The organism is Streptomyces sp. NPDC023157 (assembly GCF_055560575.1).
The window spans coordinates 84,001-107,999 of the sequence record NZ_JBVHIL010000001.1 but is presented as its reverse complement, the minus strand read 5'-3'; the positions used below and the strand labels follow the sequence as shown (position 1 = coordinate 107,999).

Below are 23,999 nucleotides of genomic sequence, written 5' to 3'. Positions count from 1 at the left end.
GCGCACACCGTAGCGTCCGGCGTTGTGTACGCTCGTACACATGGGATACGGACTGCTCGCGGGCGCCATAGCGGCGGAGATCATCGCCACCACCTCCATGAAGTACAGCGAGGGCTTCTCGAAACTGGTGCCCTCGCTGATCACCGGCGCCGGCTACGTCGTCGCCTTCGCGCTGCTCGCCCAGGCGCTCAAGACCCTCCAGGTCGGCACCGCCTACGCCATCTGGTCCGGGGTCGGCACCGCCGCCGTCGCCGCGATCGGCGCGCTCTTCCTCGGCGAGTCCATGAACCTCGCCAAGATCGCCGGCATCGTGCTGATCGTCGCCGGGGTCGCCGTCCTCAACATGGGCGGCGCCCACTGATGGCCCGCCCCAGGCGCTACGACCCCGAGCGGCGCGACCGGATCGTCGACGCGGCCCTGCGCGTGGTCGGCAGCCGCGGCATCGCGGGCCTCAGCCACCGCACCGTCGCCGCCGAGGCCGACGTGCCGCTCGGCTCCACCACGTACCACTTCGCCTCCCTCGACGAACTCCTCGTCGCCGCCCTGCGCCGCGCCAACGCCAACTTCGGGCGCGCGCTGCGCGAGAGCCCCGGCCTCGCCGACCCGGCCGCCGACCTCGCCGCCGTCCTCGCCCGCCTCATCGGCGAGTGGCTCGGTGGTGAACGGACCGTCGTGGAGCTGGAGTACGAGCTGTACCTCGCCGCCCTGCGCCGCCCCGCCCTGCGGCCCGTCGCCGCCGAATGGGCCGAGGACGTCAGCGCCTGCCTGGCCCGGCGCACCGACCCGGCCACCGCCCGCGCCGTCATCGCCCTCATGGACGGCATCTGTCTCCAGGTCCTGCTCACCGACGGCACGTACGACGAGGAGTACACCCGCGAGATGCTCGGACGGGTGCTGGGCGACGGCCGCCGGGCGGGCTGAACGAAGCGCCGAAGACCCGGCCCGGGGACTCGTCCGAACCGCCAGGGGAGCGGACCGACACCTGAGACCGGTTGGCCCGCGCGGGGGCCCGCCGGTTAGGTTTTCCGTCATGACCACTGCTCCTCGCTCCACCGGCGCCGTCGCCGCCGGCCTCGCCACCATCGCCGGTGACGGCACCGTTCTCGACACCTGGTTCCCCGCCCCCGAGCTGACCGCCGACCCCGGCCCCGCCGGCACCGAGCGGCTCGGCCCCGACGAGGCCGTCAACGCCCTCGGCGAGGGCGCCGCCAAGGCCCTCGGCGTGGACGCCCGCCGGGGTGTCGAGGTGGTCGCCGTCCGCACCGTCATCGCCTCGCTCGACGACAAGCCGCTCGACGCCCACGACGCCTACCTGCGCCTCCACCTCCTCAGCCACCGGCTGGTCCGGCCGCACGGCCAGAGCCTGGACGGCCTCTTCGGCCTGCTCGCCAACGTCGCCTGGACCTCGCTCGGCCCCGTCGCCGTCGACGACATCGAGAAGGTCCGGCTCAACGCCCGCGCCGAGGGCCTGCACCTCCAGGTGACCTCGATCGACAAGTTCCCCCGCATGACCGACTACGTCGTGCCCGCCGGCGTCCGCATCGCCGACGCCGACCGCGTCCGCCTCGGCGCCCACCTCGCCGCCGGCACCACCGTCATGCACGAGGGCTTCGTCAACTTCAACGCCGGCACCCTCGGCACCTCGATGGTCGAGGGCCGCGTCTCCGCCGGCGTCGTCGTCGGCGACGGCTCCGACATCGGCGGCGGCGCCTCCACCATGGGCACCCTCTCGGGCGGCGGCAACGTCGTCATCTCCATCGGCGAGCGCTGCCTGATCGGCGCCGAGGCCGGCGTCGGCATCGCCCTGGGCGACGAGTGCGTCGTCGAGGCCGGTCTGTACGTCACCGCCGGCACCCGGATCACCATGCCCGACGGCCAGATCGTCAAGGCCCGCGAGCTCTCCGGCGCCTCGAACATCCTCTTCCGCCGCAACTCGGTCACCGGCGCCGTCGAGGCCCGCCCGAACAACGCGGTCTGGGGCGGCCTCAACGAGATCCTCCACAGCCACAACTGACCCGTGGGTCCCCGCGTTGACAGAGCGCGGGGACCGTACGTACGGCAGTCGAGGCGAGGAGAATCGATGAGCATCAGGGCGACGACCAAGGCGACTCAGGCGACCGGGGCGGCCAAGGCGCGGCGGCCGGTGCTCACCGGTGCGCTCGCCGCCGCGGCGGTCGTGTTTCCCGGCCGGGACGGCCGGGGCCGACGAGACGCACAGCCACTCCCACAACGGGCCGCACGTGGCGCTGATCTCCACCGGTCAGATCGACGACCCGCTGGAGGACGTCCTGGAGCACGCCGCCATCCTGGGCAGCACCGCGACGACCGACTCGGCCTGAATCCGGCGGAGTCCGCGCGCACCTGACGGCCCGCCGCCCCTCCCCGGGGCGGCGGGCCGTCGGCCGTCTCGCGCGTCGTCGCCCTCGTCACCGGCTCCTCCTCCGGGATCGGAGCCGCCGTCGCCCGCAGGCTCGCCGACGCGGGCTACCGCGTCGCCGTCAACTCGGCCCGCTCCGTCGAGGCGGGCGAGAAGCCGGCCGCGGAACTGCCCGGCGCCCACTACGTCCGCGCCGCCGTCTCCGACCAGGCCCAGGCCACCCGCCTGGTCGAGGAGACGGTGGCGCACTTCGGCCGCCTGGACCTGCTCGTCAACAGCGCGGGCACCACCCGCTTCATCCCGCACGACGACTTCGAGGCGGCCTCGCCCGAGGTGTGGCGCCACCTGTACGACGTCAACGTCCCGGTCGTGCCGATGCGCCGGGTCGGGCGGCCGGAGGACATCGCCGAGGCCGTGCACGACCTGGCCAAGGCCACGTACATCACGGGTGAGGTGCTGCTCGTGGACGGCGGCGGGCACCTGCTCGGCTGACGGCGCGCCCGGGGCCGCGCCTACAGGCTCAGCTTGAAGCCGTCGTGGCTGCGGGCGAAGCCCAGCGAGGCGTAGAAGCGGTGGGCGGCCGTCCGGTCCTTGTTGCTGGTGAGCTGGACGAGCGCGCAGCCACGGGCCCGGGCCCGGGCCACCGCGCGTTCCATCAGCTCCCGGCCGAGACCGCCGCCGCGCCGGTCGGCCCTGATCCGGACCGCCTCGATCAGGGCCCGCTCGGCGCCGCCCTTGCCGAGGCCGGGGATGTACGTGGCCTGCAGGCAGCCGAGCACGAGGCCGTCGGAGGCGCCGGCGGCCTCCTCGACGAGCACCAGCACCTCGTTGCGCGGATCCGCCTCGATGTCCGCGAACGCCCGCTCGTACGCGGGCGTGACGGGCATCGAGGCGGGGTCCACCACCCGCTCCTCGTCCGCGAGGAGCGCGAGGACGGCGGGCAGGTCGGCACGGGTGGCGGGGCGCAGGATCACGGCCCGCAGTCTCGCACACCCGTGCCATCGGTGATCACGGGCGGAAGCGCAGCACCTGCGGGTCGTGGTCGCTGTTCTGGTCCGCGAACTCGGCGTTGATGTGCACGCTGTCGTACTCGAAGTGGTGCACGCCGGGACTGGTCAGGATCTGGTCGAGGACCTGGCTGTTGCCCTGGTAGACGTACGAGTAGCGCTCGCTGAGCGGCAGGGACTTGACCGCCGGGTACAGCGCGCCGCCGTCGGTCAGCGCCTTCGTGGTGCCGGAGAACTCGAAGTCGTTGATGTCGCCGAGGACCAGCACGTCGGCCTGCTTGTCCAGCGCCAGGACGTCCTTGACGAAGGCGTTGACGGCCTGTCCCTGGAGCAGCCGCTTGGTCTCCGAGGAACGGTTCGGCGGCTGGTGGTGCGAGACGATGGACTCGTCGCCGCCCTTGGAGCCGAAGTGGTTGGCAACCACGATCACCGTGCGGCCGCGGAAGAGGAACTCGCCCGCGAGCGGCTTGCGGCTGTTCTCCCAGGCGGTGTTCGCCGGGTCGATCCGGCCGGGGGAGAGGGTCAGGTGGGCGTTGCCCTTGGTGCCCGTCACCGCGGTCGGGGTCGTCGCGTCGCCGCCCGCGCGGTCCACGAAGGAGACCCGCTCCGGGTTGAAGAGGAAGACCTGACGGATGTTGCCGCCGGGCTCGCCGCCGTCCTTGCCGTTCTGCGGGTCGATCGAACGCCACTCGTACGCCGGGCCGCCGGCCGCGACGATCGCGGCGGTGAACTTCTTGAGCGTCTCGCCGGCCGTGACCGTGCCGTCGTTCTTGGCGCCGTTGTCGTCCTGGATCTCCTCCAGGGCGACGACGTCGGGCGAGGCCAGGTTCTCGACGACCGCCTTCGCGAGCGCGTCGAACTTCTCCTGCGGGTCGCTCGGGTCGAGGTTCTCCACGTTGTACGTGGCGACCGCCAGCTCGTTCTTGTGCTGGCGCTCGGTCACCTCGCGCTCCAGGCCGAGGTCCACGTGCCGGCCCAGGGTGTTCGCGACCAGGGTGTAGCCGCCGAACTGGTTGAAGTCCAGCGGGCCCTCGGTCGGGCCGGCCAGCCAGTCGCCGACGTTCGCCTTGGGGAAGGGCTGCTGGGCGATCGGCGCGAGCTGCTGGATCTGGAGCCGGCCGGTGTTCTGCGCGTCGTACGAGCCGTAGACCGTGCCGCCGCGGCGGTTGTCGTTCTCGAACGGCTTCACCGACACCCACAGCTCGGAGTACGGGTCGGTGGCGCCGACCACGCGCGAGGTGCCGATGCGGACGTTGGTGCCCTCCAGGGACTCGTAGTAGTCCAGGGCGTAGGTCTCGGGGTCCAGGGTGAGCCCGTTGACGGAGCCGCCGGCCGCCGGGTCGCCCTCGGGGGCGTACGCGTCGGGAACGGAGCCCGCCCAGATGGTGACGGGCGCCGGGACGGTGTTGCCCTTCGACAGGACGGTGACGACCGGCTTGGAGATCTGGGTCAGCGACTGGTTGCCGGAGTTCAGGCCGCCCGGCACGTACTCGGTCACCGAGCCGTTGACGCTCACCGAGTCGCCGACGGCGACGGTCGGCACGGAGCTGGTGAAGACGAAGATGCCCTCGCTGGTGGCCGGGTTGTCGTCCGCCTGCGGGTCCTGCATCCAGAAGCCGCGCGAGCCGTACGTGCGCACCCCGGTGACGATGCCGGTGACACCCGCGACCGGCTTGCCGGCCAGCGGCGAGACCCGGGTCGTGCCCTGGATGTCGTGGATGCGTACGGGGGCCGCGCCGGCGGTCACGTCGTCGGCGGAGGCGGACGCGCCACCCAGCAGGCCGGCGGCGAGGGCGGCCGTGACGACGGCGGCGACGGCGGCGGATCTCGGTATGGAGGAAGACATCAAGAAGCTCCGTGAGGGCTTGGAGATACGAGCGAAGGGTCTACGCGCGTCAATTTCGTTCCAGACCCTCGCACTTGTCAAGGGTCGACGGGTGTACGAAGGCTGACGCCTCCGTGAACCGCCGGACCGCCCCCCGAATACGTCTACGCTGAAGGCCGCTCGAAGCGCCGTGAAGGCCCCCGCACTCGTCGAGGAGAACACCCCAGATGGCACCGGACCGCCAGACCCTGCCCCCCGTTCGCTTGCGCTCGGACGCGGAGTTGGCGCGGGACGCCCTGGCCACCCCCCTCCTGGCCCGCGCCGTGCGGCTCGCCCGCTGGGCCGGCCCGGAGACCCGGGTCGGGCCGGGCGGCGAACTCGTCGACGAGCAGCTGCCCGCCGCCGCCGAGGTCCTCGGCCTCACCGGCGACCCGGACGCCGAGGCGTACGTGAGCGAGGCCTGGCGGATCGCCGTCGACACCGGCCTCCTGGACGTCCAGGACCCCGAAGAGGGAGCAGCGGGGGCCGAGGGGGCAGAAGGGGCCGAGGACGGCACCGTCACCCCCGGCGAGAACCTGGCGCTGGTCACCGGCGGCTCCCCGCAGGACGTCCTCGCGCTCTGGCTGGAGGGCTTCGACGCCGTCTTCGCCGACGCCGCCGCGCCCTACTTCGAGGACCTCGACGCGCTCGTCGGCGAGGACGGCGAGATCGACTTCGAGGCCCTGGACTGGGACCCGGAGGGCGAGGCCGAGTTCCTGGAGGGCGTGCTCGGCAACCTGTACCTGCTGACCGTCAGCGAGGGCGGGGCGGGCGAGGGCCCGGTGCCGCTGCCCGCGCTGGCCGCCTCGATGGTCGTCCCCGACGACATGGGCGAGCCCACCGACGACGTGCTGGAGCAGGTCTCCGACGCGATGATGCGGCTCGACGAGCAGTTCCGGGTCCTCGAACCGATCGGCCTGGTCGCGTACGACCCCGTCGACGAGGCCCTGATGGCCGAGGAGGGCGAGGAGCCCGCCCCGCCCGTCGACGACGAGGACGTCAGCCGCTACGGCATGGTCCGGCTCACCCCGCTCGGCCTGTTCGGCGTGCGCGCCCGGATGCTGGAGGCCGGACTCGTCGTCCCCGCGGTCGGCGAGCTCGCCGACAAGGGCGCCGACGCCCTCCTCGACGGCATCGCCCACTACCCGCAGGACGCCGCCCGCGCCGAGACCGCGGGCTGGCTCGCCGCCCGCGAGCCCGGCACCGCCGCCCGCGAACTCCTCGCCGCCGCCAAGGGCAGCGACCCGGACTCCCCGCTGCGCCGGCTCCACGCGCAGCAGGCCCTGTCCCTCGTCGGCGCCGAGGCGGAGCCGGCCGTCCGGGAGGTCCTGGACGACCCGGAGCTCGGCGGTCTCGCCCGGGTCTGGCTCGCCGAGCGCGGCGCGGCGGACATCCCGGCCCCGCCGGAGGCGATGATCTTCTGGCTGGCCATCGACACGATCGCCGCCCAGCTCGACGCCGACGGCGACCTGACCGAGCTCCAGGACCTCATCGAGGGTCTGACCGGCCGCCACGGCGGCTTCTTCGAGGCGGCGTGGCGGGTCGAGCACCCGGCGACGGCCGAGGTCCTGGAGGCCATGGGCCGCCTGCACCGGGACAAGCCCACGGCGAAGGAGGCCCGCAAGGCGGCCTTCAAGGCGCGCTCGAAGAGCTGACCCGCCCCCCGGGGGCGGCGGCCGGCTCAGGTCCGCAGGTACGACGCCCCGTTGAGGTCGAGCACCGTCCCCGAGGCCCACTGGGCCTCGGGGGAGGCGAGCCAGCGGACGGCCGCGGCGATCTCTTCCGCGGTGCCGACCCGGCCGAACGGGCTCTGGGCGAGGATGGCCTCGCCCTCGGGCCCCGCGAGCCGGGGCGCCACCCGCTCGGTCGCGAAGAAGCCGGGGGCGACCGAGGCCACCCCGATCCCGTGCGGGGCGAGGGCCACGGCCAGCGACTGGCCCAGGGCGTGCACGGCCGCCTTCGTGGCGCCGTACGCCGGGTGGTCCGGCTCGCCCTTGAAGGCGCCGCGCGAGCCGATGTTGACGATCCTCCCCCAGCCTCCGGCCGGGGGGACCCCCATCTCGCTACGCTCGCCCTGCCCGGCCTCGATCATCCGCCGGGCCGCGAGATGGCTGAGATACGCCGTGCCGAGCAGGTTCACGGAGACGTGCCGCTGCCAGAGCTCGACCCACTCCTCGTACGGGGTGGTGGCCGGCGGGTGCGGCAGGTTCACGGCCGCGTTGTTCACCAGGACGTCGAGGCCGCCGAGCGCGTCGGCCGCCTCGTCCGCGATCCGGGCGGCTGCCGCCGGGTCGGCCAGGTCGCCCGAGACCAGCACGTGGCCGGTGCCGTCCAGGGACGCGAGGGTCGCGCGGGCCTCCTCCGCGCGCGAGCCGTAGTGCACGGCCACCCGGTCACCGCCGGCCGCGAACGCGCGCGCCACCGCGCGGCCGAGCCCGCGCGAGGCACCGCTGACCAGAACGCGCCGGCCGCTGTGTGGCAGGTTCATGAGGGATCGCCTTTCTGTTCAACTGCCGTTTATACGGGGGAGCGACCGTGTGCCGCGACACCGGGTGACGACAGGGAGAAAGAACCGTCATGTCTCTCAACCGCAGAGAATTCGCCAAGAAGTCCGCCGCGACCGGCGCGGGCCTCGCGCTCACCGGCGCGGTCGGCACGCTCGCCACCGCGCCGGAGGCGCTCGCCGCCGACGACCCGCAGGAGTTCGCGGGCGAGGGCCACGGCGAGGGCCACGGGCACGGCCACGGGCACCGGCTCGGCTACGGCGAGCTCGTCCCGGACCCGGAGGGCGTCCTCGCGCTGCCCGAGGGCTTCACGTACCGCGTCATCACCCACAGCGGTGTCACCCGCCTGGAGTCCGGCGAGTTCACGCCCTCCAACCACGACGGCACCGCCACCTTCGCCGGGCGCCGCGGCACCACGTACCTGGTCAACAACCACGAGCTCAAGGGCCCCCGCTCCGGCTGGGCGCACCCCGTCCCGCTCACCGAGGGCCTGGTCTACGACCCGGCGGCCGCCGGCGGCTGCACGGTCGTCGAGGTGCACCGCGACGGCACCGTCGCCGAGTGGGTCGGCATCGCCGGCACCTCCACCAACTGCGCGGGCGGCCGCACCCCCTGGGGCACCTGGCTCACCTGCGAGGAGACCGAGGACCTGGCGGGCAAGAACGGCATGACCAAGGACCACGGCTACGTCTTCGAGGTCGACCCGCACGACCACCGCGCCAACCGTGACCCGAAGCCGGTCAAGGCCTTCGGCCGCTACGCCCACGAGGCCGTCGTCATCGACCCCAAGCGCGGCCACGCCTACCTCACCGAGGACGCCTCCGGCCCCAACGGCCTGTTCTTCCGCTGGGTCCCGCCGAAGGGCTTCGAGCACGGCCGGGGGCAGCTCGGCACCCTCGCCGACGACGCCGGTGTCCTCCAGGCCTTCAAGTGCTTCGACTCGGCCGGCCGTTTCGTCGACGACCTGTCCCGCGCCACGAAGATCGGCACCGTCTACGGCGTGGACTGGGTCGACGTACCCGACCGCGACGCCCGCAAGACCTCCGTCCGCAAGCAGTTCGGCCCCGGCGAGGTCACCCGCGCCCGCAAGCTGGAGGGCATGTGGTGGGCCGACGGCGGCGCGTACGTCGTCTCCTCGTACGCCCGTGCGGAGAGCCCCGGCGCCGCGCACGACGGCCAGGTCTGGTTCTACGACCCCAAGCGCCGCACCCTCACCCTCCAGGTGCTGCTCGGCGTCAACGCGACCCCGGAGCAGGACGGCGCCTTCGACGGCCCCGACAACATCACCGTCTCCCCGTACGGCGGCATCGTCATCGCCGAGGACGGCGAGGGCGTCCAGCACCTCTTCGGCGCGACCGAGAGCGGCCGGACCTACCCGATCGCCCGCAACGACCTGAACGACAGCGAGTTCACCGGCGTGACCTTCTCGCCCGACGGCGACACCCTGTTCGCCAACATCCAGGAACCGGGCATCATGCTCGCCATCACCGGACCGTGGCGCCGCCAGCCGCGTCGCTGACCTCCTGCCCCTGGTGCCGTCCACGGGCTGACACCTAACATGTCAGTCCATGGACGCCTTACGGCCGGTGGGCCGGACCCTGCTGCGCGACCGCGCGTACGACGCGCTGCGCGAGGCCATCGTGCGCGGCGAACTCGCGCCCGGTTCCGTGGTCAAGGACGCCGACCTGGCCGAACGCCTCGGCCTCTCGCGCGCTCCGGTGCGCGAGGCCCTGGCCCGGCTCGGCGACGAGGGTCTCGTCGAGACCAAGCCGCAGAGCTACACCCGGGTCACCCGGCTGGTCAGCCGGGTGGTGCGGGACGCCGCCTCCGTGGTGCGGGTGATGCACGAACTCGCCGCCCGCACCGCCGTACCGCTGCTCGGCCCCGAGGGCATCCGGGCGATGCGCGAGGCCAACCGGCGGTTCGCCTCGGCCGTGCGCGCCGCGGACGTCGAGGCCGCCCTGCGCGCCGACGACGAGCTCCACGACGTCCTCGTCGGCGCGAGCGGCAACCACGCGGTGGCCGCCACGATCGCCCGCTACACGCCCCTGATCCGCCGGGTCGAGCGCCGCCTCTTCGGCGACGCGGGCACCTGCGGCTCCGCCGAGCTCCACGCGCGCCTGATCGACGCGTGCGAGGCGGGCGACACGGAGGAGGCGGTGCGGGTGACCTCGGAGATATGGCGGGCCCTTGAGGAGCTCGCCGACGAGGCGACGGACCCACCGGACCGGCCCTAGGGCTGGTCCGGCCCTTCCCGTTCCGGCCCCGATCCGCCGTCGGCCCGTGCGAGGCGTCCAGGACCTCGACCGCGACCACCCCAGGGAGCCCCTATGCCGACGATCGACGACTTCGAGCGCTATCCGCTGCTCTTCGGGCCCTCGCCCGTGCACCCCCTCCAGCGGCTGACCGGCCACCTAGGCGGCGCCACCCTGTGGGCCAAGCGCGAGGACTGCAACTCCGGGATCGCGTACGGCGGGAACAAGACCCGCAAGCTGGAGTACCTGGTCGCCGACGCCCTCGCCCAGGGCTGCGACACCCTGGTCTCCATCGGCGGGGTGCAGTCCAACCACACCCGCCAGGTCGCGGCCGTCGCCGCGCACGCCGGGCTGCGCTGCGTGCTGGTGCAGGAGAGCTGGGTCGAGTGGCCCGACTCCGTCTACGACAAGGTCGGCAACATCCTCGTCAGCCGGCTCGCGGGCGCCGATGTGCGTCTGGTGCGGGCCGAGTTCGGCATCGGCTTCAAGGAGAGCTGGGAGCGGGCGCTGCGCGAGGTCGAGGAGTCCGGCGGCAAGCCGTACGCCATCCCGGCGGGCGCCTCCGACCACCGGCTCGGCGGGCTGGGCTTCGCCCGCTGGGCGTACGAGGTGGCCGAACAGGAGCGTGAGCTCGGCGTCTTCTTCGACACCGTGGTGGTCTGCTCGGTGACCGGCTCGACCCAGGCCGGCATGGTCGCGGGCTTCGCCGCGCTCGCCGAGGAGGGCGGGCGGCCCCGCCGGGTGCTCGGTATCGACGCCTCCGCGAAGCCGGTGCCCACCCATGAGCAGATCACCCGGATCGCCCGGGACACGGCCGCCCTGATCGGCGTCGAACGGCCGCTGACGGCCGCCGACGTCGAGCTGGACGCCCGGTACCACGCGGGGGTGTACGGCGTCCCGGACGAGGCCACCCTCGACGCGATGCGGCTGGCCGCCCGCACCGAGGGCATGGTCACCGACCCCGTCTACGAGGGGAAGTCGATGGCCGGAATGATCGACCTGGTGGACCGGGGGGAGATCGCCCGGGACGCGACCGTGCTCTACGTCCACCTGGGCGGCCAGCCGGCCCTCAACGCGTACAGCGCGCTGTTCTAGCCGCACGCCGGAGCGGCACGGGGACCCGCGCCGCTCCCGGCCCGCCGCTCAGAGCGCCTGGGCCGCGGGCTTCACCATGCCCCGGACGGTCCGCGACTTCACGAACTCGCCCATCGCCGTCATCTCCCACTCGCCGGTGAACTGCTTGATCAGCTTGGCCATCATCACGCCGGTCTGCGGCTCGGCGGTGGTCAGGTCGAAGCGGACCAGCTCCTCGCCGGAGGCGGCGTCGATGAGCCGGCAGTACGCCTTGGCGACCTCGGTGAACTTCTGGCCGGAGAAGGAGTTGACCGTGAAGACCAGGCCGGTGGTGTCGGCGGGCAGCCGACCCAGGTCGACCACGATGACCTCGTCGTCGCCCGCGCCCTCGCCGGTCAGGTTGTCGCCGGAGTGCTTGATGGCGCCGTTGAGGATGGACAGCTTGCCGAAGTAGCAGCTGTCCTGGTGGTTGCGCTGGGGGCCGTACGCGATGACCGAGGCGTCGAGGTCGATGTCCTTGCCGCGGAAGGCGGGCTCCCAGCCGAGGCCCATCTTGACCTGGGAGAGCAGCGGCCGGCCGCCCTTGACCAGGGACACCGTCTGGTTCTTCTGGAGGCTGACCCGGCCCTTGTCCAGGTTGATCTTCCCCGTGCCGGGGGCGGGGGCGGCGGGCGGCGCGGCCGGGGCCGGGGGAGCGGCGACGGGCGCGGCGGCCGGCACCGGCACGGGGGCCTGCGCGGGGGCGGCGGGTGCCGCGGCGGGCGTCGGCTCCTCGTCGATGCTGACGCCGAAGTCGGTCGCGATCCCGGCGAGGCCGTTGGAGTACCCCTGGCCCACCGCGCGGGCCTTCCAGGCGCCGTTGCGCAGGTAGATCTCCATGACCACGAGGGCCGTCTCCGTGCCCAGCCGCGGCGGGGTGAAGGTGGCGAGGACGCTGCCGTCGTCGGCGTTGCGCACGGTCGCCGTGGGCTCGATGCCCTGGAAGGTCTGGCCAGCGGCGTCGGGACTCGCGGTCACGACGATCTTCTCGACGCCGGCCGGGACGGCCCCGGTGTCCACCACGATCGCGTCCGGGGCGCTGCCGCCGCCGGAGCGGTAGCTGACACCGGGCCCGGCGGGCTGGTTGTAGAAGATGAAGTCGTCGTCGGAGCGCACCTTGCCGTCGGCGCCGAGCAGCAGGCCCGACACGTCGAGCCGCACGGGCGCGGCGACGTCCACCGCCACGCGCGCGGCGGTGAGAGGGATGTTCGAGCCGGGGGTCATTGCGGTCATGCCGGGGGTAACGAACGAGACGCTTTTGCCGTTCCCTTACCTTCGCCCGGTTCGGCCACCTCGGTGACGCGGATGCTCGCGCGCGGTGCGCTCGTTCCCGAAGCGGTACGAGCCGGTCCAGCGGGCCATCACCAGCTGCGGGTCGCCGGCCTCGACCTCCGCCAGGAACTTCTCCGCGCGGCCGCCGCGCAGGGTGCCCGCGGCGCGGCCACGGTGGGTGAGGACGACCGTGCCGTCCGCACGGCGTGCGTAGGAGAATCCCTGAGGTGCTGGCATGCCGGGCATCCTGCCGTTCCCGGCCACATCCGTCATATGAATATTCTTATGACCCGTGGGGAGCTCTTTCCGGACGCGGGACGTGGATGAGGCGCGGGCCGAGATCGGCGCGCGCTATTACGCCAACTTCATGGACGTGATCGACGCGCAGGAACGTCCCTTCGCCGCCCGGTTCGACACCGTCGGGCTCGGGCCGCTGATGATCGGCGACCTGAGCTGCGGCGCCGACGTGCGGATGCGCTTCGGTGAGCTGGGCGCGTTCCATCTCAACGCGCCGATGAGCGGCACCATGGAGCTGCGCCAGGGCGGCGGCGGGCGCCCGCTGGTGGCCACGAGCCGGGAGGCGGTGCTGCTCGACCCGTTGGGCGACACCGTCCTCGACCGGTGGAGCGGGGACTGCCGCGCCCTCTCGGTCAAGATCGACGCGACGGCGCTGCACGAGCGTCTGGAGCAGCTGATCGGGCGTCCGCCGCGCGGCCGGCTCGCCTTCGGTGCCGGCCTCGACATCACGAGCGGTCCCGGCCTCAGCTGGGTGACCTTCGCCCGCCAGGTGGCGGCCGGGGCGCTCGCGGGCGACGGCCTCGCCACCCACGAGCTGGTCTCCCGACCGCTCCAGGAGGCCCTGCTCAACGGGCTGCTGCTGGCCGCCGAACACCCCTGGCGCGAGGAGCTGGCCCACCCGGGCGGGCCCGCGCGGCCCGGTCCGGTGAAGCGGGCGATGGACGCGGTACGGGCCCGCCCCGAACACCCCTTCACCAGCACCGAACTGGCCGCCCTCGCCCGGGTGAGCGTGCGCCGGCTCCAGGAGTCGTTCCGGGAGTACGTGGGGATGTCCCCGATGGCGTACGTGCGCGAGGTGCGCCTGGAGCGGGTCCACGAGGAGCTGCGGGCGGGCGCGCCGGACGGCCTGAGCGTGACCGAGGTGGCCTGGCGCTGGGGTTTCGCCCACCCGGGCCGGTTCGCGGCGCGGTACCGCGAACGGTTCGGCGAGTCGCCCTCGGCGACCTTGCGGCGCTGAGCGGGGCCGGGACCGGGTTGGTGGGTAAGGACCGGCGACTCCGTACCGGCGGTTACGGACCGCGTACGCGCCGGTCGTACGCGGATGGCGGGAACCGATCGCGCTTTCCGGACGGCCGCCGCGTTCCGCGGCTCGCGATGATCTTGACCGGGTCATATCTTCTGAATGTCCGCGTGCGCCAGCCGCACGCGTCGACCCGGGCCTGGCCGGCTCCCCCGCATTGTCCGGCCGGGCCCGTTCCCCTTTCCAGGCGCCTCCCCGCAGGCTCCGGCGCGTCCCTCACCGCCTCCGGCAACGGCCGCCTCGCCCACGGCCTCGTACAGGCGCCGGAGTCCGGTGATGCCGGCGGCCACGATCGCCTCCGGCGCGCCCGGGACGGGCCGCACGTCGAGCGGGCGTCATGTACCGGTCTCCGTTCGTGGTCAGCGTGCGGTCGAGCCCCCGCGACCCAGCGCGCGGCCCCGTGCGAGGCGCGCCCGGGGCGTGCCCGCCAGCAGCGCCGCGCCCGCGAGACCCGCCACCGCCACCACCGGCAGCAGCACCCGGACGTCCAGTACCGCGACCAGTCCGGCCCCCACGGCCAGGGCCACCGCGTTCGGGACGAAGACCAGGGTGTTCGCGGTGCCGGCGGCCCGCCCCACGGCCTCGGCCGGCACACCCCGCTGGACCGCCGTCATCGCGGCGATCAGGACCCACGGCAGCCCCACCCCGATCACCCCGCTCGCCGCCAGGGCCACCCCGTCGTACGGCAGGGCCCGCGCGGCCACCCCCACGGCGAACAGGGCGAGCCCGGCCGCCGCGAGACCCCGCTCCGGCACCCGCCGCAGCAGGGGCCCCGCCGCGAGCCCCGCCACCACCGAGCCCGCGCCCTGCGCGGCGTACAGGACCCCGGCGTACGCGGGGGCTTGCCCGAGTCCCCGGTCCACCACGGCGTAGACGGCGGCGCCGTTGAGCCCGGCGAGGAACATGACGAACCCGCCCGCCACCACGAGCGCCCGCAGCTTCGGCACGCCCCACACCAGCCGGACCCCTTCGGCGATCCGGCCCCGCCCGTCGCCCGTCGCCGCCGGGATCCGCGCCTCCCGCACCCGCAGCAGCGCGAACACGCCCGCCGCCACGGCGAACGTCGCCGCGTCGAGCAGCGCGACCGGCCCGCCGCCGTGGCGCGCGAAGAGCCCGGCGGCGACCAGCGGGGCGACCAGCTTCATGGCCTCGTTCACGGTCATCCGCAGCCCGTTGAAGGACCCGAGCCGCTCCGGATCGAGCGCGCCCGCGGCGAGCGCCGCCTCCGCCGACTCGTGGACCGCGCCCTGCGTCCCGTACACGACGAGCACGGCGAACAGCAGCCAGACTCTGTCCGCCCGGTCCACCCACAGCAGCAGCGGCAGCAGGGCCGCCATGGCCAGGTTCGCCACGATCAGCAACGGGCGCCGGGGCACCCGGTCGACGAGCCCGCCGAGCACCGGGCCGAACAGCGCGGGCGCCCAGAGGGCGAAGGCGGTGAGTGCCGCGAGGGAGTCGGATCCGGTCAGGGACTTCACCCAGATCCCGGAGACCAGCCACATCGCGGTGGTGCCGAACCCGGAGACGAGGACGGCGCAGAGGTAGAGAGGAAGACGCATTCCCGCAGGCTGACGTCTGAGGAGCCCCCTCCGGATCGGGCGGATGCCCTAATCGGCGGGCCCGGTTCCGGCCCGGGACCGCCGGCTCCCGCCTAGGACGCCCGGCTCCCGCTGAGGGCCGACCGCCCGGCCCGCTTCTCGTACCGCAGCGCCACCCCGGTGGCCAGTGCGCCCAGGCCCTCCCAGAGGCCCACGCCCAGGAAGCCGGCCGGGGCGCGGCCGGTGACGACGGCGAGGGTGAAGACCGCGAAGGTGAGGAGGCGGAAGGGGACCGTCCAGCGGAAGAAGGCCTTCCAGTCGGCCAGGGCGGCCAGCAGGTAGTAGACGCCCATGTTGAGGGCCGCCATGGAGGAGGCCGTCAGGAAGAGGAGGGTGTGGTCCGCGTCCGCGCGGTCCGCGCCGGGTATGGGGGTCAGACCCATGAGTCGGATCGTGGTGTCGGGGGACACCAGACCCACCACCCCCAGGGCGGCGGCGAGGGTGCCGAAGACGGCCATGGTCCAGCCGGAGGGGGAGCGGGGCAGGCGTGCGGTGGAGAGCATGCACCCTGCATATCGTGAAGCGGGGGCGGTCGTTCCACCGGCCCCCGCTTCCACGGCACTTGAGCCGTTACGTCACCTCAGCGCGTTCCCCCAGTGCGTTTCCTCGGTGTGTTCCGCCCGTGCGTCAGTTCAGGGCGGCCTTCATCATCTTCTGCGCCACCGGCGCCGCCAGACCGTTGCCGCTGACCTCCGAGCGTGCCGCGCCCGAGTCCTCGATCATCACCGCCACCGCGACCTCCTTGCCGGTGGCCGGGTCCTTCGCGTACGAGGTGAACCAGGCGTACGGCGTCTTGCTGTTGTTCTCGCCGTGCTGGGCGGTGCCCGTCTTGCCGCCGACCTCCATGCCGTCGATCGCCGCGTTACTGCCGGTGCCCTTCTCCACCACCGTCTGCATCGCGCTGCGCAGCTGCTCCGCCGTCGCGGAGGAGACGATCCGCTTCGTGTCCCCGTCCTCGAAGGACTTCAGGGCGTCGCCGTCGGAGTCGACGACCTGGGAGACCATGTGCGGACTCGCCATCAGGCCGTCGTTGGCGATGGCCGCCGACACCATGGCCATCTGGAGCGGGGTGGCCGTCACGTCGAACTGGCCGATGCCGGTCAGCGCCGTCTGCGCCTTGTCCATGCCGGACGGGTAGACGCTGGCGTAGGCGCGGACGGGAACGTCCAGCTCCTTGTCGTTGAAGCCGAACTTCTCCGCCATCGCCTTCACCTTGTCCTGGCCGAGGTCGACCGCCATCTTCGCGAAGACGTTGTTGCAGGAGTACTGGAGCGCGGTGCGGATGGTGGCGTTCTCACAGGGCGCCGAGGGGTTCTCGTTCTCCAGGTAGCGGGTCGTGCCGGGCAGCTTGTACGGGTTGGGGCTGCGCGTCGGCGTGTCCACCGAGCCGTACAGGCCGTCCTCGAGACCGGCCGCCGCGACGACCAGCTTGAACGTCGAACCCGGCGGCAGCGGCTGCCGCAGCGCCCGGTTGACCAGCGGCTTGTCCTCGTCTTCGGTGAGCTGCTTCCACATCGCGCCGTCGTTGAGCCCCGCGATCTTCGAGGGGTCGTACGAGGGCGTCGAGACCATGCCGAGGACGCGGCCCGTCTTCGGGTCGATGGCGACCGCCGCGCCCTTCTTGTTGCCGAGCGCCTTGTAGCCGGCCTTCTGCACGGCGGGGTCGATCGTCGTCAGGACGGAGCCCGGCTCCGCCTGCTTGCGGGTGACGGCGTCCACCGGGTTCTTCAGCCGGGTGTCGGTGCCGTCCAGGACATCGGAGTAGATCCCCTCCAGCTGCGTCGCGCCGTACGCCTGCGAGCTGTACCCGGTGACCGCCGCGTAGAGCTCGCCGTCGGTGTAGTCGCGCTTGTACGCGAGATCGCCGCCCTTCGTCTCCTTCGAACCGGTGACCGGCGAACCGGCCACGATGATGTTCCCGAGCGGCTGCGCGTACTGCGCGATGGTGTTCCGCCGGTTGCTCTTGTCGTCCGCGAGGGCCTTGCCTTCGTACGCCTGCACCCAGGTGGCCCGGCCCAGCAGGGCGAGCACCAGGAGCAGCGAGAAGACCGAGGCGCGCCTGATCGTCTTGTTCATCCCGCTAGAGGGGACGAACGGAACGGCGGCAGGCGTTCCGGATGTGTCCCATTTCTCAGCTTTCTCAGCTTTCTCAGGAAACGTTCATGCGGACCCGCCGACCGGAGCGGGACCGGCCGGCACCCCCGTGTCCGGCCGGCCCCGCGGCTCTCAGCCCGGGGTGATGAACCCCGACTCGTACGCGGCGATCACCGCCTGCGTACGGTCCCGCGCGCCGGTCTTCGCCAGCACCGCGGCCACGTGCGTCTTCACCGTCGCCGGGCCCACGCCCATGCCGTCGGCGATCTCCGCGTTGGTCAGCCCCTTCGCCATCCGGCGCAGCACCTCCGCCTCCCGCTCGGTGAGCCGGGCCGCCCACGGCGCGACCGGCGGATGGCGGCGGGCGTGCTCGGCGGCGAGACCGCGGACGGCCGCCGGGTAGAGCAGCGACTCGCTGTGCGCCACCAGCCGCACCGCGCTGACCAGCTCCTCCGGCGCGACCCGCTTGAGCAGGAACCCGGCCGCGCCCGCCCGCAGCGCGTCGTACACGTAGGCGTCGTTCTCGAAGGTGGTCACCACCACGATCCGGGGCGGGTCCGGCAGCGCGGCCAGGATCCGCCGGGTCGCCTGGATGCCGTCGATCTCGGGCATCCGGACGTCCATCAGGACCACGTCGGGCCGCAGCTCCCGCACCACCGAGACCGCCTCGGCGCCGGTGGCGGCCTCCCCGACGACCTCCAGGCCGGGCTCCGCGTCCAGGATCACCCGCAGCGCCGTCCGGACCATCCGCTCGTCGTCCGCGAGGACGACCCTGACCGTGCCGCCCATCAGCCCCGCCCCCCGGCCGTGCCCACCGGCAGCCGCGCGGCCAGCAGCCAGGTCCCGTCCGCCGGGCCGGCCTGGGCGGTGCCGCCCAGCAGCCGGGCGCGTTCGGCGATGCCGCGCAGGCCGCGACCGCCGTCCGGGCGGGCCACCGGCGCGGTGCCGGGCAGCGGATTCTCCATGGTGATCTCCAGTTCGTCCCCCGACAGCGCGATCCGCGCCGTCACCGTCTCGCCGCGCGCGTGGCGCACGGCGTTGGTCAGCCCCTCCTGCACGATCCGGTACGCCTCGCGCGACACCGCCTCCGGCAGCTCGGCGAGGCTCCCGCTCACCGTCAGCGCCACCCCGGGACCGGCGCCCTTCACCAGCGCGTCCAGTGCGTCCAGGCCCGGCGCGGCGAGCTCGCCGTCGTCCTCGCCGCGGCGCAACAGGCCCAGGACCGCGTCGAGTTCGCCGACCGTGCGGCGGGTGGTCTCCTCGATCGCGGTGAGCGCCTCCCGTACGAAACCGAGGTCCGCGCCCCCGGGGTCGGTCTCCAGGACCCGGCGGGCCGCACCGGCCTGGAGGGTGACCGCGCTCAGCGCGTGGCCCACCGAGTCGTGCAGCTCGCGGGCGAGCCGGTTGCGCACGGCCAGTTCGGCGGCGCGCCGCTCGGCCGCCGCGAGCCGGTCCGCCGGGCTGGGTCCGAGCAGCCGGGGCGCCTCGCGGGCCAGCAGCGCGCCCGTCGCGGCGGCGGCGCCCGCGAGGGCGAGCAGCAGCAGGAGGCCGATCGGGAGCCCGGCCCAGGCGAGCCAGGGCCGGTCCAGGTGCCAGAAGCGGCCGGCCTCGGAGGCGCGCAGGGCCGCCGAGAACGGCAGCGCGCTCACCGCGAGCGCGAACGGCGGCAGTGCCAGCGAGGCCCCGGCGAGCAGGGCGCCCGTCCCGAGGTGGAGGGTGAACCACCCGGCGGTCCGCGCTCTGGCGGCCCGGCCCCGGGCGGGCCCGTCGGCGAACCGGCCCGGCGCCACCCCGCACAGCGCCCGCGCCGCCGCCACCGACATCGGCCGGGCGAGCGGGAAGAGGGCGGTCAGGGCGGCGAGCGGCAGCCCGACGGCGTAGGCCGCGAACTGGTAGCGGAGGCCGCCGCCGAAGACGTTGCCGTCCGGGGTGAACGGCCCCACGACCACCGTCCCGACCAGCCAGTACGGCATGAACAGCGCGCCGCCGAGGATCAGATGCAGCCAGCGCCGCCGGGCCGACTGCCCGAAGAGGACGCCCCAGAACCGTGTCACGTCGCCGCGCTCCGGCGGCCGAGGACGCGGGCGAGGCAGCCCGCCAGCAGGAATCCGGTGATCATCTCGACAGCGTAGGTCGTGATCATCAGGCCCGTCGGCCTATTCCCGGCCCCGGCCGCCGGCAGCAGGGAGACCAGCGTCATGTACGCGCCCCAGCACCCGGCCGCACCGGAGGCCACCCAGGCCGCGCCCATGACGGTGCGCACCCGCGGCCCGGCGGGCCGGCGCAGGACGAGCAGGAGGACGGCGACGGCGGCGACGAGGAGGAAGATCCCGCGCACCGTGTCGACGACCGCCCGGTCGGAGTCGTACACGGCGGCGAGGTCGGCGGAGAGACCGGTCGTCGAGCCGGAGGCCCACAGGAAGCACAGGGTGGCCGGCGCGAGGGCGAGCACGGCCCCGGTGACGGCGGCGGCGCGGAGCCCGGGGGTGCTCGCCCCGGCGGGCAGCTCCCGGAGCCGCCCGCTCCAGACCCGGCCCCAGCGGTCGCGGGCGTACAGGACGAAGAGGGTGCCGAGGCTGAGGCCCTGGACGATGAAGCCGCCGTAGACGACGGGGAAGACCCAGGCGTCGAGGAAGGGTTCGCGGGGCGGCCCCGCGCTGCCGCCGCCGTCGCCGCCCAGCAGGGAGACGGCGAGCTGGGCCGGGTAGGCCGTCATGATCGGCGCGATCAGGCCGATCGCCGCCCACAGCGGGAAGACCAGCGGCCAGGCCCGCACCCGCAGCCCCCACGGTCGGGTGAGCAGCAGCGCGAGCAGCACCACGACGGCGTCGGCGAGCACGGAGACCCCGTTGGCCACGCCCATCATCGTCGGGTGGTCGAGCAGCACGCTCCCGTCCGGGATGCCGAGCCGGCCGCCGGCCACCCAGACGACCTTGAGCACGATGTACGGGAGGCAGGCGAGGATCGCCAGGGTGCGCAGGACCGGCCGGAGGGGGCCGGCCGGCACGGTGGCGGCGGGAGCGGGGAGCGTCGGTGCGGTCATGACCCCACCGTCCCGCCCGGACCCGCCCCGGCACCTCCTGCCGGAAGACGAACCGCCTCCGCCGCACGGGGGAGACGGCCCGACCTCGGGGCTCGGTGGGCGGGTGGCCGCGAGGGGACGGCGGGTCCCGGCGGCGGTCAGAGCCGGCGGGTCGCCGGCGCCAGCCGGTCGCGCGCGTCGAACAGGGCCTCCTTGATGAGCTGTTCGTGCCCCGGGGTCAGCCGTGCCGCCGGCACCGAGCAGCTGACGGCGTCCCGGGCCGGGGTCCGGTAGGGGAGCGCGACGCCGAAGCAGCACAGCCCCAGGGTGTTCTCCTCGCGGTCCACCGCGTAGCCCTGCTCGCGGACGAGACGCAGCTCCTCGATGAGCTGCTCCCGGTCGGTGACGGTGTGTGCGGTGAGCGCGGGCAGCGTCTCGGGGAGCAGCGTGCGCACCTGCTCGTCGGTGTGGGTGGCGAGGAGCGCCTTGCCGAGCGAGGTCGAGTGGGCCGGCAGCCGGCGTCCGACGCGGGTGAACGGGCGCAGGAAGTGCGGGGACTGACGGGTCGCCAGGTAGACCACGTCGGTGCCGTCGAGGCGGGCCAGGTGGATGGTCTCGGTGGTGTCGTCGGACAGCCGGTCGAGGGCGGGGCGGGAGGCCGCCACCACCTCGTCGCCGTCGAGGTACGAGGTGCCGACGAGCAGCGCCCGCACGCCGATGCCGTACCGGGTGCCGGTCGCGTCGGTCTCCACCCAGCCGAGCTCGACGAGGGTGCGCAGCAGCATGTACAGGCTGGACTTCGGATAGCCGACGGCCTCCTGGACGGCGGCGAGCGAGTGCATGCCGGGCCGTCCCGCGAAGTGCTCCAGCAACTCCACCGTCCGCACGGCGGACTTGACCTGGGCCCCACCCGCGTCGTTCGTCGACATCGCCCTCGCCCCTCTTCAGGAAGCCACTTGTGGAGACGGCCGGGCCGTCAATAGAGTCCGCTCAGGATTCACCTACCTGGACAGTGTTCAGAATAGCGAACGAGGTGCGTGGCGGTGGCGGCAGAACCAGTGTGGAGCGTGGACCCCCGGACGGGAAAGCCGCGCGAACAGGTCGCGGTGGAGGCCACGGCCGAGGAGATCGACGGGGCCGTACGCGCCGCCCGCGCCGCCCTCGACGCGCTCGCCGACCGCACCGCCCGCGCCGCGCTGCTGCGGACCGCGGCCGACCTCCTCGACGAGGCCCGCGACCACGTCATCGAGGCGGCCGACGCGGAGACCGCCCTCGGTCCCGTCCGCCTCACCGGCGAACTCGCCCGCACCACGGCCCAGTTGCGTTCCTTCGCCGACATCGTCGACGCCGCCGCCTTCCTCGACGTACGGATCTCCCCGCCGGACCCGGCCACCACCCCGCCCACCCCCGACCTGCGGCGCATGAAGATCCCGCTCGGGGTAGTCGCGGTCTACGCGGCCAGCAACTTCCCGCTCGCCTTCTCCGTCCCCGGCGGCGACACCGCCAGCGCCCTCGCGGCCGGCTGCCCCGTCGTGATCAAGGCCCACCCCGGACACCCGGCCACCTCCGAGCTCTGCGCCTCGCTGCTGCGCCGGGCCGCCGTCAAGGCCGGGCTCCCCGCCGACGTCGTCTCCCTCGTGCACGGCTTCGACGCGGGCGTGGAGCTCATCCGCCACCCGCTGGTCGCCGCGGCCGGCTTCACCGGTTCCGTACGCGGCGGGCGCGCGCTCTTCGACGCCGCCGCCGCCCGTCCCGTGCCCATCCCCTTCCACGGCGAACTCGGCTCCCTCAACCCGGTGGTGATCACCCAGGCCGCCGCCGAGGAGCGGGCCGAGGAGATCGGCGCCGGACTCGCCGGGTCCATGACCCTGGGCGAGGGCCAGTTCTGCACCAAGCCCGGCTTCGTCCTGGCGCCCCACGGCGAGGCGGGCGACCGGATCGTCGCCGCCCTCACCGCCGCCGTCAGCGAGACCGAACCCGGCGTGATGCTCGACCACCGGATGCGCGGAGCCTTCGTCGAGGGGGTGCGCGAGCGGGCCGGGCTGCCCGGCGTGACCGCTCCCGTCACCCCGGGCGCCGGCGGCGAGCACACGGTCAGCGCCGGAGTGCTCACCGTCGACGCGGGCCTGCTGCCCGACGGCGGCCACGACCCGCTCCTGGAGGAGTGCTTCGGGCCCGTCACCGTCGTCGCCCGCTACACCGACCGCGAGCAGGTCAGCGCCGTCCTCGGCCTGCTGCCCGGCAACCTCACCGCCACCCTGCACCTCGCCGACGAGGACCCGGCCGCCGCCTCGCTGCTCGCCGAACTCACCCCGCTCGCCGGCCGGATCCTCGTCAACGGCTGGCCGACCGGCGTCGCCGTCGCCGCCGCCCAGCACCACGGCGGCCCCTACCCGGCGACCACCTCCACCGGCACCTCCGTCGGCGGGACGGCCATCGAGCGCTGGCTGCGCCCGGTCGCCTACCAGTCCACCCCCGGACACCTGCTCCCGCCGGAGCTGCGCGACGACAACCCGCTGGGCGTGCCGCGCTTCTGAGCGGGCGGTCCTACACCCGCACCACGATCTTCCCGGTGTGGGTGTTGGACTCCATCAACCGGTGCGCGTCGGGGATCGCCGCCAGCCCCTCGAAGGTCTCGGCGATCACCGGCGCCAGCGAGCCGTCGCGCAGTCCGGAGCCGATGAAGCCGGCCATCCGGGCCCGCCCCTCGGGCGTCCGCACCACCGCTCCGTTGGCGTAACCCCGCACGGTCATCGGCCAGTTCAGCGGGACGGCCGCGGGCCGCGGGTCCAGCCACCCGTACAGCACCGCCGTGCCGCCCCGCTCCAGGGCGTCGCCCAGCTCGGCGAAGCCGGGGCCGCCGATCGCGTCGAACGCGACCCGGGCGCCCCGCCCGCCGGTGTGCCGCCGCACCTGCGCCACCAGGTCCTCGGTGTCGGTGGCGATCACCCGCGCGGCGCCCAGTTCGAGCAGCCGCTTCCGCTTCTCTGTGCCGCGGGTCGTGGCGATCGGTACCGCGCCGATCCGCAGCGCCGTCTGGATCGCGGCCGTGCCGACCCCGCTGGACGCGCCGGTGATCACCACCGCGTCCCCGGGGCGCAGCCCGCCCGCCTCCACCATGCCGCCGTACGCGGTCGAGTACGTCAGCCACGCCGCCGCCGCGGTCACCGCGTCCACCCCCGTGGGACGCGGCACCACGTACTCCTCCGCCAGCACCACCCGCTCCGCGTACACCCCGTGCACGCCGAAGTCGAAGTTGGCCGCCGCCATCACCGCGTCGCCCGGCGCGTACGCCGTGACGCCCTCGCCGACCTCCTCGACCACCCCGGCCGCCTCGTAACCGAGCCGCGAACCGGGCAGCGTCGCCTGGTAGTGGTACGTGCCCGAACGGAACAGCGCCTCCGCCCGGTTGAGGCCGATCGCCTCCACCCGGACCCGCAACTCGCCCGGCCCGGGCGCCCGCAGCGGCACCTCCTCGACGGTCAGCACCTCGGGGCCGCCGAGCTCGTGGAACAGGACGGCCTTCGTCATCGTGTCGTTTCCCATGCCTTCGACGCTAGGAGGAGCGGGCGAGA

General features: G+C 73.9%; 23 protein-coding genes and 1 pseudogene. 11 read left to right on the top strand and 13 right to left on the bottom strand.

Annotation, left to right across the window (positions count from 1 at the left end; genetic code table 11):
• Nucleotides 1-40 precede the first annotated feature (40 nt).
• From ACZ3ZE_RS00545 to ACZ3ZE_RS00525, 5 genes and pseudogenes are all read left to right on the top strand, one after another.
• A complete protein-coding gene (locus ACZ3ZE_RS00545) occupies nt 41-361 on the top strand; it encodes a DMT family transporter (RefSeq protein ID WP_361626014.1) in 321 nt (106 codons plus the stop codon).
• Nucleotides 361-921 carry a TetR/AcrR family transcriptional regulator gene (locus tag ACZ3ZE_RS00540; RefSeq protein ID WP_467256897.1) on the top strand — a complete coding sequence of 187 codons (561 nt, stop codon included), beginning with the start codon at nt 361-363 and terminating at the stop codon, nt 919-921. Before ACZ3ZE_RS00545 ends, ACZ3ZE_RS00540 begins: the two co-directional genes overlap by 1 nt.
• 109 nt (nt 922-1,030) lie before the next feature.
• Nucleotides 1,031-2,014: a 2,3,4,5-tetrahydropyridine-2,6-dicarboxylate N-succinyltransferase gene (gene dapD, locus ACZ3ZE_RS00535; protein ID WP_361164490.1), complete on the top strand. Its 984-nt coding sequence runs from the start codon at nt 1,031-1,033 to the stop codon at nt 2,012-2,014.
• Between the two features lie 139 nt (nt 2,015-2,153).
• Nucleotides 2,154-2,339: a hypothetical protein gene (locus tag ACZ3ZE_RS00530; RefSeq protein WP_467256895.1), complete on the top strand. Its 186-nt coding sequence runs from the start codon at nt 2,154-2,156 to the stop codon at nt 2,337-2,339.
• An 89-nt stretch (nt 2,340-2,428) separates the two neighbouring features.
• A pseudogene (locus ACZ3ZE_RS00525) lies at nt 2,429-2,869 on the top strand (SDR family NAD(P)-dependent oxidoreductase); the annotation flags it as partial.
• A 20-nt stretch (nt 2,870-2,889) separates the two neighbouring features.
• On the opposite strand, the gene ACZ3ZE_RS00520 reads toward ACZ3ZE_RS00525, so the two are convergent.
• The gene (locus ACZ3ZE_RS00520; protein WP_361164496.1) at nt 2,890-3,351 is read right to left on the bottom strand and encodes a GNAT family N-acetyltransferase; all 462 of its coding nucleotides are present in this window, start codon (nt 3,349-3,351) and stop codon (nt 2,890-2,892) included.
• Between the two features lie 34 nt (nt 3,352-3,385).
• Nucleotides 3,386-5,230 carry an endonuclease/exonuclease/phosphatase family protein gene (locus ACZ3ZE_RS00515; RefSeq protein ID WP_361164499.1) on the bottom strand — a complete coding sequence of 615 codons (1,845 nt, stop codon included), beginning with the start codon at nt 5,228-5,230 and terminating at the stop codon, nt 3,386-3,388.
• A 206-nt stretch (nt 5,231-5,436) separates the two neighbouring features.
• On the opposite strand from ACZ3ZE_RS00515, the gene ACZ3ZE_RS00510 reads away from it, so the two are divergent.
• Nucleotides 5,437-6,903 (top strand): hypothetical protein, encoded by a 1,467-nt coding sequence (locus ACZ3ZE_RS00510; RefSeq protein ID WP_361164502.1) that lies wholly within the window; start codon nt 5,437-5,439, stop codon nt 6,901-6,903.
• Between the two features lie 26 nt (nt 6,904-6,929).
• Here the strand turns inward: ACZ3ZE_RS00510 and ACZ3ZE_RS00505 are convergent, their stop codons facing one another.
• The gene (locus ACZ3ZE_RS00505; protein WP_361164505.1) at nt 6,930-7,736 is read right to left on the bottom strand and encodes an SDR family NAD(P)-dependent oxidoreductase; all 807 of its coding nucleotides are present in this window, start codon (nt 7,734-7,736) and stop codon (nt 6,930-6,932) included.
• A gap of 89 nt (nt 7,737-7,825) precedes the next feature.
• Here ACZ3ZE_RS00505 and ACZ3ZE_RS00500 point away from each other — a divergent pair, with 89 nt between their 5' ends.
• The 3 genes from ACZ3ZE_RS00500 to ACZ3ZE_RS00490 all read left to right on the top strand — a co-directional run bounded on the left by ACZ3ZE_RS00500 (nt 7,826) and on the right by ACZ3ZE_RS00490 (nt 11,102).
• Nucleotides 7,826-9,271, top strand: coding sequence for an alkaline phosphatase PhoX (locus tag ACZ3ZE_RS00500; protein WP_361164508.1), 1,446 nt, complete (start codon nt 7,826-7,828; stop codon nt 9,269-9,271).
• A 49-nt stretch (nt 9,272-9,320) separates the two neighbouring features.
• Nucleotides 9,321-9,989: a GntR family transcriptional regulator gene (locus ACZ3ZE_RS00495; protein WP_361164511.1), complete on the top strand. Its 669-nt coding sequence runs from the start codon at nt 9,321-9,323 to the stop codon at nt 9,987-9,989.
• A gap of 93 nt (nt 9,990-10,082) precedes the next feature.
• The gene (locus tag ACZ3ZE_RS00490; RefSeq protein ID WP_361626005.1) at nt 10,083-11,102 is read left to right on the top strand and encodes a 1-aminocyclopropane-1-carboxylate deaminase; all 1,020 of its coding nucleotides are present in this window, start codon (nt 10,083-10,085) and stop codon (nt 11,100-11,102) included.
• Between the two features lie 48 nt (nt 11,103-11,150).
• Here the strand turns inward: ACZ3ZE_RS00490 and ACZ3ZE_RS00485 are convergent, their stop codons facing one another.
• Complete coding sequence (locus ACZ3ZE_RS00485) at nt 11,151-12,353, bottom strand: TerD family protein (protein ID WP_467256893.1); 1,203 nt, start codon at nt 12,351-12,353, stop codon at nt 11,151-11,153.
• A gap of 36 nt (nt 12,354-12,389) precedes the next feature.
• Entirely contained in the window at nt 12,390-12,629 is a 240-nt protein-coding gene (locus ACZ3ZE_RS00480; RefSeq protein ID WP_361164520.1) for a hypothetical protein, read from the bottom strand.
• Nucleotides 12,630-12,711: 82 nt separating this feature from the next.
• On the opposite strand from ACZ3ZE_RS00480, the gene ACZ3ZE_RS00475 reads away from it, so the two are divergent.
• Nucleotides 12,712-13,647, top strand: a complete 936-nt coding sequence (locus ACZ3ZE_RS00475) for an AraC family transcriptional regulator (RefSeq protein WP_361164523.1) — start codon at nt 12,712-12,714, stop codon at nt 13,645-13,647.
• A 422-nt stretch (nt 13,648-14,069) separates the two neighbouring features.
• On the opposite strand, the gene ACZ3ZE_RS00470 is transcribed toward ACZ3ZE_RS00475, so the two are convergent.
• The 7 genes from ACZ3ZE_RS00470 to ACZ3ZE_RS00440 all read right to left on the bottom strand — a co-directional run bounded on the left by ACZ3ZE_RS00470 (nt 14,070) and on the right by ACZ3ZE_RS00440 (nt 21,353).
• The gene (locus ACZ3ZE_RS00470; protein ID WP_467256891.1) at nt 14,070-15,269 is read right to left on the bottom strand and encodes an MFS transporter; all 1,200 of its coding nucleotides are present in this window, start codon (nt 15,267-15,269) and stop codon (nt 14,070-14,072) included.
• 92 nt (nt 15,270-15,361) lie between these two features.
• Complete coding sequence (locus tag ACZ3ZE_RS00465; protein ID WP_361164529.1) at nt 15,362-15,811, bottom strand: hypothetical protein; 450 nt, start codon at nt 15,809-15,811, stop codon at nt 15,362-15,364.
• Nucleotides 15,812-15,935: 124 nt separating this feature from the next.
• Nucleotides 15,936-17,384 (bottom strand): peptidoglycan D,D-transpeptidase FtsI family protein, encoded by a 1,449-nt coding sequence (locus ACZ3ZE_RS00460; RefSeq protein ID WP_467256889.1) that lies wholly within the window; start codon nt 17,382-17,384, stop codon nt 15,936-15,938.
• A 150-nt stretch (nt 17,385-17,534) separates the two neighbouring features.
• Nucleotides 17,535-18,191, bottom strand: coding sequence for a response regulator transcription factor (locus ACZ3ZE_RS00455; RefSeq protein WP_361164535.1), 657 nt, complete (start codon nt 18,189-18,191; stop codon nt 17,535-17,537).
• Nucleotides 18,191-19,456 carry a sensor histidine kinase gene (locus ACZ3ZE_RS00450; protein ID WP_361164538.1) on the bottom strand — a complete coding sequence of 422 codons (1,266 nt, stop codon included), beginning with the start codon at nt 19,454-19,456 and terminating at the stop codon, nt 18,191-18,193. The genes ACZ3ZE_RS00455 and ACZ3ZE_RS00450 overlap by 1 nt, the downstream gene beginning before the upstream one ends.
• The gene (locus ACZ3ZE_RS00445; RefSeq protein WP_467256887.1) at nt 19,453-20,445 is read right to left on the bottom strand and encodes a hypothetical protein; all 993 of its coding nucleotides are present in this window, start codon (nt 20,443-20,445) and stop codon (nt 19,453-19,455) included. The genes ACZ3ZE_RS00450 and ACZ3ZE_RS00445 overlap by 4 nt, the downstream gene beginning before the upstream one ends.
• 137 nt (nt 20,446-20,582) lie before the next feature.
• The gene (locus ACZ3ZE_RS00440; RefSeq protein WP_361164544.1) at nt 20,583-21,353 is read right to left on the bottom strand and encodes an IclR family transcriptional regulator; all 771 of its coding nucleotides are present in this window, start codon (nt 21,351-21,353) and stop codon (nt 20,583-20,585) included.
• A gap of 114 nt (nt 21,354-21,467) precedes the next feature.
• Here ACZ3ZE_RS00440 and ACZ3ZE_RS00435 point away from each other — a divergent pair, with 114 nt between their 5' ends.
• Nucleotides 21,468-22,961, top strand: a complete 1,494-nt coding sequence (locus tag ACZ3ZE_RS00435) for an aldehyde dehydrogenase (NADP(+)) (protein ID WP_361164547.1) — start codon at nt 21,468-21,470, stop codon at nt 22,959-22,961.
• Between the two features lie 10 nt (nt 22,962-22,971).
• On the opposite strand, the gene ACZ3ZE_RS00430 is transcribed toward ACZ3ZE_RS00435, so the two are convergent.
• Nucleotides 22,972-23,970, bottom strand: a complete 999-nt coding sequence (locus ACZ3ZE_RS00430) for a zinc-dependent alcohol dehydrogenase family protein (RefSeq protein WP_361164550.1) — start codon at nt 23,968-23,970, stop codon at nt 22,972-22,974.
• Nucleotides 23,971-23,999 lie beyond the last annotated feature (29 nt).